Below are 16,996 nucleotides of genomic sequence, written 5' to 3' on the forward strand. Positions count from 1 at the left end.
CTTTTAGTGTTACATATCTCATAATGAGATAAATATATTAAATTTTTTACATATCCACAATAAAATACGACATTATTTTATTCTTATTACTTATATTGATAAATGTAAAAATAATCCATAGGGTTTCTACCATACAAAACTATAGTTAAGCCCAAATTGTAGATATAATATGAAAATAGTAACCTTAGGTTTGCCTATTTTAAATGAATAATCGACTTTGTATCCATAAAATTATTATTTGGAGGTTGAAATTTTTATAATATAAAGCAACACATATTGAGAACATCTATAATAAGTCTCATATAGAAATAGTAAATAAAAATTCCGCTGATACTGCTATTTTATTTAGGTATAGATATAAAATACTAGGATGCTTTGTTCTCGTGTATTTTCAGGGAGGGTTATTTTTTCTTTTTGTCATTACTCATTAATAAATAAACGGCTGCTACCAATGCGATGATAACAAATCCAAACCCAAAGACGATGATTATAGATCCATTGTCCCAGTTTATAAGTATAGCATTTTTCATATTTAATTTGATTTAGTGAAACAAAATTAAGGATAGTTCTTAGTGCAAAATATGATAAATGTCAGTATTAAAAAATAAGAAAGCCCAGTAACTGCATCGCATTCACTGAGCCTTCTCTCCAATAAAAATAATCTACTAAAAAAACAATTATTGAATATCTAAAAATACTCCTCCTGTATATGTAGGAGCAGCATATGTTATTTTTCCTGATAGGATTGCGGTATAATTAAAGGATACGCCAAAAGTAGTAGAAATGTAATATCCGATTTCGCCACCCAGATTAGTGAATTCTACATTGTTTGCAAAAATACCTTGACCTGTTTGATTATTTAAAGATCCATTATTAAGAGATCGTACATTATTAAATTTTGTTGCAATAAAAAGTTTATCTGCTATCTTCGTTCCGATTTCAGCTCCAAAATGAAACTCATCCGAGAATCCTTTTGTACGATTGTTAAACCCAGAATAGAGTTTTCCGTATAAATTTTGATTACTAATCTTGAACGGAATACCCAAGTCGATTTGTAGTAATTGATTGAATTCTCCATCTCCAGTTTGGAGGCTTCCGTCAGATCCACCTTGACTTTTTCCAGTTGGTAAACCGAATTTTAAAGTAGCTGAAACTGCCAAATGATCATTTTTTAAGAGTCCATAACGCAATCCTAAATCAATATCTCCAATAGAATTCACAGCTTCACCATTTGCTAAAACTGAACCTGTCAATCCAGAAACTTGTTTGTTTTGATACACACGGGCAAGTAGGGGTACGTAGGCAATCGCATCAATCTTATCGGTTAATCCGTATTCTGCGTAGGCGCTTACAATAAAATTCCCTCGGGTAACATTGGGATCTTTTTGTTTGCTACTCGTGAAATGTTCATCAGCAATAAGCGAACTTGCTGATAATTTGTAATACCCATTTGATTTGCCTTTGGTCCATTGTCCATAAGAGAATTGGGTTAGTATAATAAATAGGAAGGATAGTTTTATAATTTTTTGCATCTTGAGGTAGTTTATTTGTTTTTAATTTCGGCTTGTCCAACTTTGATTCTAAAAGGTTCACACCAGTGTGTTAGGTAACCAAAATCATTAATTCCCACTCCAATCACATCAATAGAATGTGCTCCTTTATATATTACACCGTCTGAATCTCCTTGGGCGTCAATTTTCAATGCTCCACTAATACTATTTGGATTATTGGTAAGATACATTGCAAAGCCAGGCAACGTCTGATCGGCTACATAATTACTGGCAAATGTGATTCTAATTCCGTTTGTAATTGCTACAATTTCAAAATCTCCTGCAGAAGCATAGGAGCTTGTTTTTGTAATTGTTCCCACTTTTGCAGTGTTATTTGTAGGCGTTGTACCCCCTGGATTCACGGTAATTGCATTAACTGTAACTGTAGTTTCTTTTGTCGTCGTTTCACCTCCGTATAGTGTAGATACCGTGATAACGGCAGTACCTGTGGCTTTTCCTGTGATCGTCTTGTTTGAATTATCTACTTCAACTGTAGTAGGATTAGAACTTTTTAGGTCGAAAGCAACGGTTTGTCTCATTCCTAAATTATCAAAAAAGAATGCATCTAGAGCAACTTGATCATTAACTTTAAAATTCGAAAAAGAATTATTTATTCTAATAGAAGCATCGATCTCGTCATTTACAATATCCTCTTGAATGCAAGAGTTAAATCCCACTATAATAAATAGGAGTAAAAAAGGCTGATGGATTTTCATGGTTATAAGGTTTTGGGTTTGTATGATTGAAGAGTCGTTGTAAAAGTGAAAAACTGACACATTATTTGCGATTTTTTTTGTCAAAAGGTTTTTAAGATCATATAATAAGGTAGAAAGTAGTAGGATTATTTAATGAATTACTATTATGTAAATCAGTGATTTGGCTACTTTTGAATGCGTTTAATTTCTTTTCTGATTGTATTTGATCCTTTAGATAGTGATTATCAGAAGTTTATTTTGTAATTAAATAAAAAAGAGTTAATTTTGCACACCTTTTGGTGAATAAGAGTTTCCTTTAGGTATCAATTAATTATACAAACAACTTCTGTTGTTTTCTATCACATTAAGAAGCTCGAGAGAATACAGAATACAAATTTTTAATCAGCATGTCTGAACAAATCCAATCACAAGAAGAGTTTTTAGCAAATTTTAACTGGCACAATTTCGAAGAAGGTATTGATGTAGTTGACGATCAGCACTTAAAAGAATTCGAAGAATTAGTAACTAAAACTTTTATCGCTACTGACCAAGAAGAAGTAGTTGATGGTACCGTAGTTAGAATTACAGATAGAGACGTAATCGTTGATATCAATGCTAAGTCTGAAGGTGTAATCTCTTTAAACGAATTCCGTTACAACCCAGCTTTAAAAGTTGGTGATACTGTAGAAGTATTAATTGACATCCGTGAGGATAAAACAGGTCAATTGGTATTGTCTCACAGAAAAGCACGTACTATCAAATCATGGGATAGAGTTATCGCTGCAAACGAAACAGGTGAAATCGTTAATGGTTTTGTAAAATGCAGAACTAAAGGTGGTATGATCGTTGACGTTTTCGGAATCGAAGCTTTCTTACCAGGATCTCAAATTGATGTTAAACCAATTAGAGATTACGATGTTTACGTAAACAAAACAATGGAATTCAAAGTTGTGAAAATCAACCACGAATTTAAAAACGTTGTTGTATCTCACAAAGCGCTTATTGAAGCGGATATTGAAGTACAGAAAAAAGAAATCATCGGTCAATTACAAAAAGGACAAGTATTAGAAGGTGTTGTTAAAAACATTACTTCTTATGGTGTCTTTATTGACTTAGGTGGAGTTGATGGATTGATTCACATTACTGACCTTTCTTGGTCTAGAATCAACCACCCATCTGAAGTTCTTGAATTAGATCAAAAATTAAATGTTGTAATCCTTGATTTCGATGATGAGAAAACAAGAATTCAATTAGGATTGAAACAATTAAACGCTCACCCATGGGATGCATTAGATGCTAACTTGGCTATTGGAGATAAAGTTAAAGGAAAAGTAGTTGTTATTGCTGATTACGGAGCTTTCATCGAAGTTGCTGAAGGTGTTGAAGGTTTAATCCACGTTTCTGAAATGTCTTGGTCTACTCATTTACGTTCTGCTCAAGATTTCGTAAAAGTAGGTGATGTTGTTGAAGCTGTTATCTTAACATTAGATAGAGATGACCGTAAAATGTCATTAGGTATCAAACAATTATCTCAAGATCCTTGGACTGATATTACTTCTAAATACCCTGTAGGTTCTAAACATTCAGGTATCGTTAGAAACTTTACAAACTTTGGTATCTTCGTAGAACTTGAAGAAGGAATTGATGGATTAATTTACATCTCTGACTTATCTTGGACTAAGAAAATCAAACACCCATCTGAATTCGTTAACGTTGGTGAAAAACTTGACGTTGTTGTATTAGAATTAGATGTTGATGGACGTAAATTATCTTTAGGTCACAAACAAACTACTCCTAATCCATGGGATCAGTACGAAGATTCATTCGCTGTTGGAACTATCCACAACGGAGAAATCTCTGAGATTGTTGACAAAGGAGCTACTGTAGAATTCGGAGAAGATATTGTTGCTTTCATTCCTACTCGTCACCTTGAAAAAGAAGATGGTAAGAAATTGAAAAAAGGAGAATCTGCTGATTTCAAAGTAATCGAATTTAACAAAGAATTCAAAAGAGTTGTTGCTTCTCATACAGCTATCTTCCGTGAAGAAGAAGAGAAAAATGTAAAAGCTGCAACAGAAAATAATTCTTCGTCTGCTTCAAATTCAAATAATGCATCAGCTTCTACTTTAGGAGATAGTAATGATGTATTGGCTGCATTGAAAGCTAAAATGGAAAAATCAGAGAAAAAATAATTCTCAGAATTTCATAAATTTTAAAAGTCCCGATTCGTCGGGACTTTTTTTTTATCTAAATTTTAATATTTTTAAATAAAATCTTAATTTCAGCCTTAGCTTAAAATACAGATTAATGGAAGAAAAATTTTCAGAAATAGTAATATAAAAGAATTTTATACTATCAGACGAAGCAAAAGGGTTTTTGAAAGAAACGGCCAAATGGGGATGTTTTCTTTCTATTTTGGGATTTGTATTTTTAGCAATTTCGGTTTCGATAGTCTTATTTGTTGGATGTATTTTTTCAAAAATAGGAAGCTTTGGTGGTATGAATCCAATGATGGGAATAGGGACAGGATTTTTTTTGGCTATATATCTAATAATTGCTTTATTATACTTTTTTCCAATCTATTATTTGTTTCAGTTTTCATCTAATATAAAAAATGCTTTCAAGTATAATTACAATGAGCAATTGAACGGTTCATTTCTATATTTGAAGTCACATTATAAATTTATGGGAATATTGGCTTTAATTTTTGTGTCTTTTTTATGACTTTTGTAGTTGGAATTATCTCGGCTATGTAACTAGTATAATTACTTATTTTATCATCCTCTTATTCTTTCTTTTGAATAGGAGTTTTTTTTTTGAAAAAATAATTATACTTTATTCGCTTGATTATGAACTACAAAGAAAATACTTTTAAAAAAAACTTGTTTTTTTAAATCCAAATCTAGAGTTGTAGCGTAAATGGATATATAACTTAATAAATAAATTTATGAAAACTAGAAAATTTTTATCAGTAGCATTTTTAGCATTAGTATTCGGAGCAACTTCTTTTGCTCAAAAAACAAAAATGGTAGGTGGAGCAGAAATGTTTCCTAATAAAAACATTATTGAAAATGCTGTGAATTCAAAAGATCATACTACTTTGGTTGCAGCAGTTAAAGCAGCAGATTTGGTTGAGACTTTGCAAGGAAAAGGACCGTTTACTGTTTTTGCTCCAACAAATGAAGCTTTTGCAAAGTTGCCAAAAGGAACAGTAGAGACCTTGTTGAAACCAGAAAACAAAAAAATGTTACAAACTATTTTGACTTACCACGTTGTTGCAGGGAAAATGAGTTCAAAAGATATCATGAAAGCAATTAAAGCTGGAAATGGTAAAGCGACCTTGAAAACCGTAAGTGGTGGAACATTAACTGCATGGATGAAAGGGAAAAAAATGTATATCACGGATGAAAAAGGAGGAATGTCAATGATCACGATTGCTGACGTTAACCAATCAAACGGTGTAATACATGTGGTAGATACTGTGCTTTTACCAAAAGCATAATTTAAAACCTTTTTTTATTAAAAAAGCCAATTCTATTCAGAATTGGCTTTTTTATTTTTTGTGTAAAAAAAAGAATTATCTTAATATAGCTCCCAGTTCAGTTTCAAAATTAGATTGTAATTTTCCCATTATTTTATCAATCTGTACATCAGTTAATGTTTTTGTACTGTCTTGAAGGGTAAAGCTTAAAGCATATGATTTTTTACCTTCAGGCAATTTTTCACCTTGGTAAACATCAAATAAGTTGATGTTTTTTAATAAGCTTTTTTCTGTTTTCTTTGCAATTGTATAAATCGAATCGTAAGTCACAGCTTGATCAATTAATAAAGCTAAATCTCTACGTACTTCAGGATATTTAGGAATATCAGTATATTTAATTTTTAACGACACTGCTTTTAAAATTAAATCCCAATTGAAATCAGCATAAAAAACTTCTTGTTTTATACCGAAGGTTTTTAGTATTGATTTTTTAACCACTCCAAATTCTACTAAGGGAGAATGACTCGTTCCAATGGCAATTCCTTCAGAAAAAACATCTGAAGTAAGTGGCGAATTAATTGTTTTTGAAATTCCCAATCGATCCAAAATTGCTTCTACATACCCCTTGAATAAAAAGAAGTTTGTTGGAGTTTGAGCTTTTGCCCAGCTTTCATTGTTTCTGTTTCCTGTTTGAAATAGAGTCAAGTGTTTTTGCTCTTCAAAACCAGATAAAAATTTGTGGTATGTTTTTCCGTATTCAAATAATTTTAAATCTTGATTTTTACGGTTGATGTTATAGGTTACAGCTTCAAGTCCAGAAAACAATAAGGACTGACGTAATGTTGCTAAGTCATTGCTCAAAGGGTTCAATATGGTCACATTGTGTTCTTCTTTCAGATTTTCAGAAAGTTTCACATAATCTGCGGTAGTTAATGAGTTGGCCATCATCTCATGAAAACCTTGTGAATTCAATTGTGATGCAATGATATTTTGCAATTTATAATCTTCATTTCTCGGTGCATTGCTAATTGTTGCATTTAATTTACCTGAAAAGCCAATATTATTATATCCGTAAACTCTCAAAATTTCTTCAATGACATCAATTTCTCTTTGCACATCTACGCGATAAGCGGGAATGGTAATTCCTAAACCAGCTTCAGAAACACTATTTACTTTGATATCCAAAGAAACCAAAATTTGTTTTATGGTATCTTTTGGGATTTCTTGACCAATAATTTTCTTCACATTGCAAAAGTTTACAAAAACACTAAAGTCTTCGATTTTCTTTTGGTAAATATCACTTACATCAGAAGTTACGATTCCTCCCGCAACTTCCTGAATCAAAATTGCTGCACGTTTCAAAGCATAGGCAGTGATTGTTGGGTCAATTCCTCTTTCAAAACGGAAAGATGCATCGGTACTCAATTGGTGTCTTTTGGCAGTCTTGCGAATGCTTACTGGATTAAAATAAGCACTTTCCAAGAAAATATCTTTGGTATATTCGCTCACTCCAGAATTTTTACCTCCAAATACTCCTGCAATACACAAAGGACCTTTCTCGTCGCAAATCATTAAATCTTCTTCGTGAAGGGTACGTTCTACATCATCAAGAGTAATAAATTTTGTACCTGCTTCGGCTGTTTTTACAATAATTTTACCATTGATTTTTGATGCATCAAAGGCGTGTAGTGGTTGTCCTAAATCATGTAATACATAATTGGTAACATCTACAATATTATTTTTTGGTGTTAATCCAATCGCTTTCAAACGGTCTTGCAACCAGGCAGGCGATGGTTTTACGGTAATTCCAGAAATAGTTACTCCACAATAACGTGGAGCAAGAGTAATATCTTCAATTTTGGTGTCAATCTTCAAAGTACGCATATCAACTCTAAAGTTAGAAATTGATGGAGTAATCAACTCTGTGTTAATTCCTTTTTGCATCAATCCAGCTCTCAAATCACGTGCAGTACCTAGGTGACTCATGGCATCGGCACGGTTTGGCGTTAATCCAATTTCAAAAACTTCATCATCTTCAATTTTAAAAACTTTTGCTGCGAGCGTACCAGGAACTAAAGCATCATCAAGAACCATAATTCCGTCGTGACTATGTCCAAGTCCTAATTCATCTTCAGCGCAAATCATTCCAAAGCTTTCTTGACCACGAATTTTTCCTTTTTTAATAGTAAATGGATTTCCTTCGGCATCATATAATATAGTTCCAATAGTAGCAACAGGTACCTTTTGTCCTGCAGCAACATTGGCCGCTCCACAAACCACTTGTATGGGTGCTTCAGCACCTATATCTACGGTCGTAATTTTCAAACGGTCAGCATCTGGATGTTGTACACAAGTCAAAACATGTCCCACAACAATTCCTACTAGTCCGCCTTTAACGGATTGGTATTTTTCTATACCTTCTACTTCAAGACCCAAATCTGTAAGTAAGTTCGATACTTCCTCTGATTTCCAGTCTGTTTTAATGAATTGTTTTAGCCAATTATAAGATATCTTCATTTTGTGTTTTTTTCAAGACTGCAAATATAAACATTGTCAACCGAGGTTCAAAGTTATTAAACCCCATTTTTCCGATTATTGGCAATCATTTTAAGTTGTAGTTTAATTAGAATTTTTAATAGCAACAGTTGACTTCAATTACATTTAATAGGATTTTAACTTAGTTTCTAGGACTCACTTAAAGTAAGTAAATCCTACGGAATAGTTTAAAGTAATTCTTCAACATGTTTTTTTATATTCTCGGCTATTTTTCGGGTAGGTAAATCATTATCATCGTGTCCAAAAGGTTCCTCAATTTCTTCGGCGATTAATTCTAAACTTGCTAAAACATAAAATATAAAAACTACCACTGGAACTACAAAATACCCTAAATTAAAAACGTAACCAAATGGTAAAGTCATCACATAGAAAAAGATGAATTTTTTCAAAAAAACACTATAAGAATAGGGGATGGGCGTATTTTTTATTCGTTCACAAGCACCACAAATATCGGTAAATGACTGAAGCTCGTTATTAATTATAATCAATTGATCTCCAGTTATTTTTTTATTTTTATATAAATCATTAATTCGTAAAAACATCATTTTTGCTACTTGATTGGGGCGATGTGTGTGATGATCTTCTGAAAATGAAATTTCTTCAAAGAGCTGTTTACCTGTTTCTTCGTCCTTTAAATGCTTGTTCAAAATAGATGCGTAGCTTGGAATCATTTTTCTAAAAAAAGTACGGTCTTTGTCATCATCCAAAATTGCATTTAACTTTAATGCCAAATTTCGACTGTTATTTACTAATGCACCCCATAATTTACGACCCTCCCACCAACGGTCGTAAGCAGTATTGGTTCTAAATACCAAAAGAAGTGAAATAACAAAACCTAACATTCCATGCATCATTGAAATATTCTTGACATGACTATCATCTGGTAAGTTCCAATATTCAAGTTCAAGATAAGCTACTGTTGCAGAATATAAGCCAATAATTACCATCAAAACAAAAAGCTTTCGGAACGTATCAGCTTTGTGAAATCGAAAAATAAAGGTAATCCAGTCTTTTGGGTTGTAACTTATCATGTTTTTTTATTTAACAGTTAGATTGTTTTATATTTGAATCAAAAACCTTTTTAATCTGATCTTTTCGAAGCTATAGGTGCAATGTTTAACTTATATAATTCCAAATATTTTTCTTTTTTGTCAATTCCAAATAAATGTTTTTTATGATGGCATGCTCTGGTTTTGCAAGGGGTTTATCATCTGCAAGAACACGTTGCGCATAATTTCGGCCCAAAGCCAAAATATCTTTGTCTCGCACAATATCAGCAATTTGAAGGTTTAAAATTCCGCTTTGCTGCGTTCCCATTAAATCACCGGGACCTCGTAATTTCAAATCAACTTCTGCAATTTCGAAACCATCATTTGTACCTACCATAGTTTCCATTCTAGTTTTACTATCTGTACTCATTTTATGACTCGTCATCAAAATACAATAACTTTGCTCTGCACCACGACCTACGCGCCCCCGTAGCTGGTGCAATTGTGAAAGTCCAAAACGTTCGGCACTTTCAATAATCATGACACTGGCATTGGGTACGTTTACTCCAACTTCAATAACCGTCGTTGCAACCATAATATTGGTTTTTCCTTCAGAAAAGCGTTTCATTTCGGCATCTTTATCGGCTGGCTTCATTTTTCCGTGTAAAATAGAAATCGAATAGTGCGGTAGCGGAAAATCACGCGAAATACTCTCGTACCCGTCCATCAAGTCCTTATAATCCATTTTCTCGGACTCCTGAATTAATGGATAAACAATATAGATCTGGCGACCTTTTGCGATTTCGTCTCGTAAAAACTTCCAAACTTTCAAGCGGTTACTATCATATCGCCAAACGGTTTGAATGGGCTTTCGACCTGGAGGTAGTTCATCAATCACTGAGATATCCAAATCACCGTACAAGCTCATCGCCAATGTTCGTGGAATTGGGGTAGCTGTCATTACCAAAATATGTGGCGGAATCACATTTTTTCTCCACAATCGAGCGCGTTGTTCTACGCCAAAACGGTGTTGTTCGTCTATAACGGCCAATCCTAAATTTTGGAATTTTACTTTATCCTCTAACAAAGCGTGTGTTCCAATCAAAATTTGTAAGCTTCCATTTTCAAGTTCTTCATGAATAATTCTTCGAGCCGCAATTTTGGAAGAACCAGTTAGAATTTTAATGTTCAAATTTAGTTTGCTAGCTAATTCTGATAATCCTATAAAGTGTTGATTTGCCAAAATTTCAGTTGGAGCCATTAGACAAGCTTGAAATCCATTGTCTATTGCCAAGAGAATACTCATAAAGGCTACAATTGTTTTTCCGGAACCTACATCTCCTTGTAACAGGCGGTTCATTTGAGCATTACTGCCCATATCGGTACGGATTTCCTTAATCACTCTTTTTTGTGCACCTGTAAGGCTAAATGGCAAGTGATTTTTATAAAAGTCATTGAACAGTTCACCTACTTTGGTAAATGGATGTCCTTTTATTTTGTGTTTTTGAATTAAATTTTTTAGAATCAATTGAATCTGAATATAAAATAATTCTTCAAATTTCAACCGGTATTCAGCTTTCGCTAAAGCATCTGTACTTTTTGGAAAATGAATATTGAATAAGGCTTCTTTTTTCGAAATTAATTTCAACTCATCAATTAAGTAATCAGGTAATGTCTCTATAAATAAAGCTTGTGTTTCAATAAAAAGTTGTTGCATCAACTTGTTTACCAACTTATTGGTTATGCCACGATTCGTCATTTTTTCGGTTGATGGATACACAGGTTGCATCGCAGAACGTAAACTTTGTTGGTGTTCGCTAAGAGGTTCAATCTCTGGATGCGCCATGTTGAATTGCCCACTGAACGAGGTACATTTACCAAAAATCACGACCACTTCATTGAGTTTCAAAGATTCTTTGATCCATTTATGACCTTGAAACCAAACCAATTCCATTTGGCCTGTATCGTCAACAAAACTTGCAACCAATCGCTTTTTATTTTTACCAAATTCCACTGTTTTGATATGAATAATTTTACCCACAATTTGAACTTCGGCAGTAGTATTTTGTAGTTTATTAATTTTGTAATATCGGGTACGGTCAATGTATCTGTTGGGATATAAGTTAATCAAATCGCCGTACTTATGAATCCCCAATTCTTTCCTGAAAAGTTCACCCCTGCTAGGACCAACGCCTTTTAGGTATTCGATAGGAGTGAGGAGAAGGTTGTTCATTATTGATTAACAATTTGTGGATCGAATACTGTTTCTTGGCATTAACTTGTATTTCAGTCCGAATTTTTAGTGCTTATTTAAAAAAAACGAAGATAGTTTTTTAAAGGGGAATTTAAAAATCAGAGTGTTTTGTTTTAAGCAGTGAGGCAAAAGAATGAGAGTTTAGATTTCTTGATGTAATTGTATTATTAGGAACGGTTAAAGAATCAGAAGATGGGAGTATTCAGATCCCTTTTGCAACTAGATATTTTTATTATCTTTATTCAACTAAAAGGATCAACATTATAATTTATTTTGATGACTTCAAAATGGTAGAAAATGAATTTAGACTATAAGAAGAAATATCACATAATTTTATTGAACGGTTCATTCGGTAACAGAATACATCAAAATATAGATTTTTTTTAGCTTACCTGTCTTCCAACGTATTTATTTTTTTTAATTCGATTTTATAACATTCACTAGATTGTGCAATAAATATTTGGTAGCCTTTTCCCAAAGTAATTTCTTGTAGGCCAATAATCACTTTTAGAGAAAATGCATTCACAAATTTAGGAACAATAATTTCCGCCTTACTTTGTGCTGCTAATATCGTTGATGATAAAGGTGTTTTGCAACCATTTAATGTTCAGATTCCCATAAAGTAAATTTAATATAAACAATAAAATCGTATTATTTCCGAAGTCTTAATTCAAAAATGGAGCACCAAATAGAGGTGGCAGTTCTAACCAACAAAAAACCAAGATGTGAGTCTTGGTTTTTTGTTTAAATCTAAAGGAAGGCTTATGAGGATAAAGTAGTAAACCATACCCTCATTAAAGCTTCTTATTTGTTTAGCATTGCTTTGAACCAACCACTTCCCCAAGCAGCGCTCCAAATAATGTTTTCATTGGTTGGGTCTGGTTTTACATCTACCATTTTGTCTGGTTGTCCGATGCCTTTATTGATTTTTGACCAACTTTTTCCAGCGTTTCTGGTTAAATAAATTCCAGGATTTCTAAATTGGCTTTCTCTATTACCTACTTGTGCCGGAACTGTTACCAAAATAATATTGGAATTTGCAGGAGAAACTTCTGTTTGCCATACATAAGGTGCAATAAAGAATTTGGTCCATTTTTTACCATTATCGGTACTTTTCCAAACGCCACCAGTTTCAGCATCACCATTGCGATACCCTGCAGACAAGAACATATCGTTTGCTTTTCTATCAATAAACAAATTGTTTACCCCTTGAATTTCTGATGGGATATTCATTTTTTTCCAGCTATCGGCTTTATCTGTTGAAATGTATAATCCATCTGGCTCGTTTCCTGAAAACTTATTCAAACATGCATAAAGAACATTGGAGTTTTTAGGATCCATTATAATTCTTCTAACGCTTCCTTTTTCTGGTAGCCCATTATTATGAAGTTCCCAAGTGTAACCTGCATCAGTAGATTTGTACACGCCAAAACCACCTTTTGTCAAAACTTTTTCGTTTACCGAATTACCAACTTCAGAAATTGTTCTTCTAATCGAACAGAAATACATGTTATTTGGGTCTTTTGGATCAATAGTTAAGGAATAAGTCATAGCAAGACCTTCATAAGAACCATTTTTTCCCTCAAAAATAGTTGAAATGTTTTCCCAAGTTTTTCCGCCATTCATTGTCCTTCTTAGCTGCCCTCTGTGTTCTTGTCTCCAAGCTATGAAATAAATAATATCAGGATTATTAGGATGTACTGCTACAGTCGAAATGGAGTGTGCCCCGTGATTTCCGCTATGATCATGTACTTGTCCTTCAATTTGTTTTACCGCCACTGCATCTTTATCTGGATAATCACCTAAATCAGCATTTTCCCATAAGCCATGCTCACCACTACAAAATAAGTGTCTTCCTTTTTTTCCTGTCTCCAATAACATGAATCTTCCAGGTAAATCGCTATCACCACGCCCCACCCAAGCATTACTTCCAGGTTTGGTTTCATAATCATCAATTTGTTGCCAGCTTTTTCCGTGGTCTGTAGAGCGTTGTGTTTGTTGACCAATTCCAATAAACACATCACCTACAGAATTTATAGCCAATAATCTATTTCCGAATGTAGTTTCGCTTAGTTCTTCATACGAACGAGCAACATGAGAAAATTCTACATTGGCACCAGTTGGATTCCCTTTGCTTTCCCAATATTTTTTATCTTTATTAGTTAACCAATATTCTCCAGCACGAGCACAAATCACCCATGTTTTTCCGCCATCAACTGTTTTCCAAGCATCACCAGGTCCAAAAGTTTTATCATGACGTTGGTTTTCTACTAGGTAAATTTCGTCTTTATTGATAGGATTTACCACGATTCTATTAAATGCAGAATAAGTGTTTTCTGGAAGTTCAGGATATAAATTTTTGGCATTTACACCTAGAAAGAAACCTATGTTTTTAAAATAGTTGTTCAGGTGCGCACCGTAGGTTATTTTATTAAAGTTAACACCTAGATTTCCTGTAATGTTTTCCCAGCTTTTACCGCTATCTTTACTTTTATACACACCACCTTTGGTAGAAATACTTTTGCCATTTGGTTCGTAAACTGTTTGTTCGACCAAGTACAAAATAAATTCTTTTGTTTTTGGATTATAGTACGAAGTTAAGTCTCTTGGCAAATTGTTAGGCAACCCTTTGCTGCCTGCTTGCCATAAATCACCGCCATTGTTACTAGTATAAATACCAAAATTGGTAGCAATAACCATTTCGTCTCCTTTGCTTGGATTGATGATAATACGCGCAACATCTAATTTCTCATTTATGTTGTTTGCTATTTTATCCCAACTTTTACCATTATTTTTTGTTCTCAAAACATAACCATATTTTGCTCTTGCTTGGTATTTACCGTGCAAATCTTTCAAGGATCTGTGGTTGTCTTTTACATTCCAAAAATCACCTGCTCCAATAAACCAAATTGCATCATTTGTAGGATGTATAGCGATTTTGGTATGTGCATTGTAACTCGATTTTTCAGCATCTGGAATGGTATTAATCAATTTCCAAGTTCTTCCTCTATCTTTAGTTTCAAAAAGTTTACCTCTACGTTCTAGTGCTAGACCAAAATCTGGATTTTTTGTAGAAAAAGCAATATCGTGTACACGTTCCAAATCGTCACCAGTACCGTCACTATCTTTGATTGTTTGCCATGATTTTCCGTTATCCCAACTGCCGTAGGTAACATGCATATCAGGTCCCATAAACATCACATTTTTATCTGTTGGATGGCACCAGAATTCTTCATTATAACCCGACATTCCTGGTCCAAAATTCTTCCATTCAATAGAAGGATCGGATATAACTTTCTCCTCTTTTAATTTTTCAAAATATTTTTTATCAATTTGAGCCATCGATAAAAACGGAATTAAGAAAATAAAACAAACTATTTTTTTCATTATTTTACGAATTTATTTAGAGGTGCAAGGTAGGATATCATAAATCGTACTACAGTTAGTTATGTGTTAATAGCTATAACAAATTTTTTTTATTCCTGTGAATGTACCTTTTTTTAAGCTTCGATTGTAAAAAAACAATCCAAAATGTATCATCAGTTTTTCGAACCTTTAGAACTTCAAAGTGATGAAATGGTTTCTATTTTGACAATAAAAATAGATTATTTACTCCCCATAAATGTATTCCAACTAGACATTACCTGAACAAAGGGACATAATAGTGTTTTCTATCATTTTGTAAGGTAATAATATAGGATAATAGTTTAATATTTGCAATAATAGTGGTTGCATAGGATAGGAGTGATTATAAATTTAATTTCTCTCTTAAGGCACCAAAAAAAAGGAATTTGAACATTTGTAGTACTTATAAAACCATTTGGAACGACTTTATCGTTCTTTAATAACAATCTTTGCAATGTTAGTTTTAGTTAGTTTGTTTATTATAATACTCGTCCACTCATAAAGGACGAGTATTACTTTTTTTAATTCAAATCGAAATCATGAGAATCAGCTATTTTACTTTATTTGCAGCGTTATTTTTTTTAAACTCAAATTCTACAATTGGTCAAAAAATAACTTCTAAGAAACCCAATATCGTTTTCATTTTTACAGACGATCAAACCTATTCTTCAATTCACGCACTTGGGAATAAAGAAATCCAAACTCCTAATATGGATGCTTTGGTTCAAAACGGAACCACCTTTACACATGCTTATAATATGGGTTCCTGGAGTGGTGCCATTTGTGTTGCTTCAAGAGCGATGTTAATTTCGGGTCGTTCGGTTTGGAAGGCAAATGAATTTATCGAAAAAAATAAAAAAGCAAATACAGCACCTGAAACTTGGGGTAAACTCATGGAGAAACAAGGATACGAAACGTATTTAACAGGTAAATGGCATGTCGAAATTCCTGTTGGAAAAGTATTCGAGCATACCAAAGATGTTCGTGGCGGAATGCCAGCAGATGCTTGGGAACATGGGAAAATGGTTCGTCAATTTGATTCGATTTCCAAAATACCTGGAGCCAATCCTAGAGCGTTGATGCCTAACGGGTACAGCCGTCCAGAGAGCGAAAACGACCATTCGTGGTTGCCTTACGATACTTCAAAAGGAGGACATTGGAAGGGTGGAACGCACTGGAGCGTTGTTTTAAAAGACGATGCTATTGCATTTATTGATCAAGCTAAAACCAAAAAAGATCCTTTCTTTATGTATTTGGCATTTAGTGCGCCGCACGATCCACGCCAAGCACCAAAGGAGTACCAAGAAAAATATCCTTTAAACAAATTAACGATTCCGAAAAGTTATTTGCCGGAATATCCTTTTAAAGATGCAATTGGTAATGGACCAAGTTTAAGAGACGAAGCATTAGCTCCTTTTCCAAGAACCGAATTTGCGATCAAAACACATATGCAAGAGTATTATGCAAGCATTACTTATGCCGATGAGCAAATAGGACTTATACTTGATGCCTTGAAAAAATCGGGTAAAATGGACAATACCTATATCATTTTTACCGCCGATCATGGTTTGGCAATGGGACGACACGGTTTAATTGGAAAACAAAGTTTGTTTGATCATAGTATCCGTGCTCCTTTTGTGGTGGTAGGGCCAAACATTCCTAAAAATAAAAGAATAGACGAAGATATTTACCTTCAAGATGCTATGGCAACGTCATTGGAATTGGCTGGAGTAGTGAAACCAAGTTATATTGATTTTCATAGTTTCTTAGATTTGGCAACTGGTAAAACCAAACAAAGTCATTACAAAGAAATTTACGGAGCTTATTTGGATTTGCAACGTATGATTCGAAAAGACGGGTACAAATTATTGGTCTATCCAAAAATCAATAAAGTATTGTTATTCGACTTGAACAAAGATCCAGAAGAAATGACTGATATCGCTGGAATTCCTGCGAACAAAAGTAAAGTGAAAGCATTGTTCCAAGATTTACTCCAAGTTCAAAAAGAGATGGAAGATCCTTTGGATATTTCACCAATTTATAAAACATTATAATAAAATTAAAAC

The 16,996-nt window shown here is 33.5% G+C and carries 10 protein-coding genes; 3 read left to right on the forward strand and 7 right to left on the reverse strand.

All coding sequences use genetic code 11. The features are described 5' to 3' along the window. Window positions 1-401: 401 nt before the first annotated feature. The 3 genes from M2326_RS15140 to M2326_RS15150 form a co-directional block, all read right to left on the reverse strand. Complete coding sequence (locus M2326_RS15140; RefSeq protein ID WP_264620387.1) at window positions 402-530, reverse strand: hypothetical protein; 129 nt, start codon at window positions 528-530, stop codon at window positions 402-404. 147 nt (window positions 531-677) lie between these two features. Continuing rightward, window positions 678-1,532 (reverse strand): hypothetical protein, encoded by an 855-nt coding sequence (locus M2326_RS15145; RefSeq protein WP_264620388.1) that lies wholly within the window; start codon window positions 1,530-1,532, stop codon window positions 678-680. A gap of 11 nt (window positions 1,533-1,543) precedes the next feature. Continuing rightward, complete coding sequence (locus tag M2326_RS15150) at window positions 1,544-2,266, reverse strand: hypothetical protein (protein ID WP_264620389.1); 723 nt, start codon at window positions 2,264-2,266, stop codon at window positions 1,544-1,546. A gap of 386 nt (window positions 2,267-2,652) precedes the next feature. On the opposite strand from M2326_RS15150, the gene rpsA reads away from it, so the two are divergent. Together rpsA and M2326_RS15160 are read left to right on the forward strand one after the other, a co-directional pair. Further along, window positions 2,653-4,437 carry a 30S ribosomal protein S1 gene (rpsA, locus tag M2326_RS15155; RefSeq protein ID WP_264620390.1) on the forward strand — a complete coding sequence of 595 codons (1,785 nt, stop codon included), beginning with the start codon at window positions 2,653-2,655 and terminating at the stop codon, window positions 4,435-4,437. A gap of 755 nt (window positions 4,438-5,192) precedes the next feature. Continuing rightward, entirely contained in the window at window positions 5,193-5,747 is a 555-nt protein-coding gene (locus M2326_RS15160) for a fasciclin domain-containing protein (protein WP_264620391.1), read from the forward strand. 75 nt (window positions 5,748-5,822) lie between these two features. On the opposite strand, the gene pheT is transcribed toward M2326_RS15160, so the two are convergent. The 4 genes from pheT to M2326_RS15180 all read right to left on the reverse strand — a co-directional run bounded on the left by pheT (window position 5,823) and on the right by M2326_RS15180 (window position 14,912). Further along, window positions 5,823-8,243, reverse strand: coding sequence for a phenylalanine--tRNA ligase subunit beta (gene pheT / locus M2326_RS15165; RefSeq protein ID WP_264620392.1), 2,421 nt, complete (start codon window positions 8,241-8,243; stop codon window positions 5,823-5,825). A gap of 206 nt (window positions 8,244-8,449) precedes the next feature. Continuing rightward, complete coding sequence (locus M2326_RS15170; protein ID WP_264620393.1) at window positions 8,450-9,313, reverse strand: bestrophin family protein; 864 nt, start codon at window positions 9,311-9,313, stop codon at window positions 8,450-8,452. Window positions 9,314-9,398: 85 nt separating this feature from the next. Continuing rightward, window positions 9,399-11,504, reverse strand: coding sequence for an ATP-dependent DNA helicase RecG (gene recG / locus M2326_RS15175; RefSeq protein ID WP_264620394.1), 2,106 nt, complete (start codon window positions 11,502-11,504; stop codon window positions 9,399-9,401). A gap of 825 nt (window positions 11,505-12,329) precedes the next feature. Then, the gene (locus tag M2326_RS15180) at window positions 12,330-14,912 is read right to left on the reverse strand and encodes a VPS10 domain-containing protein (protein ID WP_264620395.1); all 2,583 of its coding nucleotides are present in this window, start codon (window positions 14,910-14,912) and stop codon (window positions 12,330-12,332) included. Window positions 14,913-15,469: 557 nt separating this feature from the next. On the opposite strand from M2326_RS15180, the gene M2326_RS15185 reads away from it, so the two are divergent. Further along, window positions 15,470-16,984: a sulfatase-like hydrolase/transferase gene (locus M2326_RS15185; RefSeq protein ID WP_264620396.1), complete on the forward strand. Its 1,515-nt coding sequence runs from the start codon at window positions 15,470-15,472 to the stop codon at window positions 16,982-16,984. The last annotated feature ends 12 nt before the right edge of the window (window positions 16,985-16,996 follow it).

It is taken from the genome of Flavobacterium psychraerolatum (genome assembly GCF_025960985.1).
In the GTDB taxonomy this organism is placed as follows: Bacteria; Bacteroidota; Bacteroidia; order Flavobacteriales; family Flavobacteriaceae; genus Flavobacterium.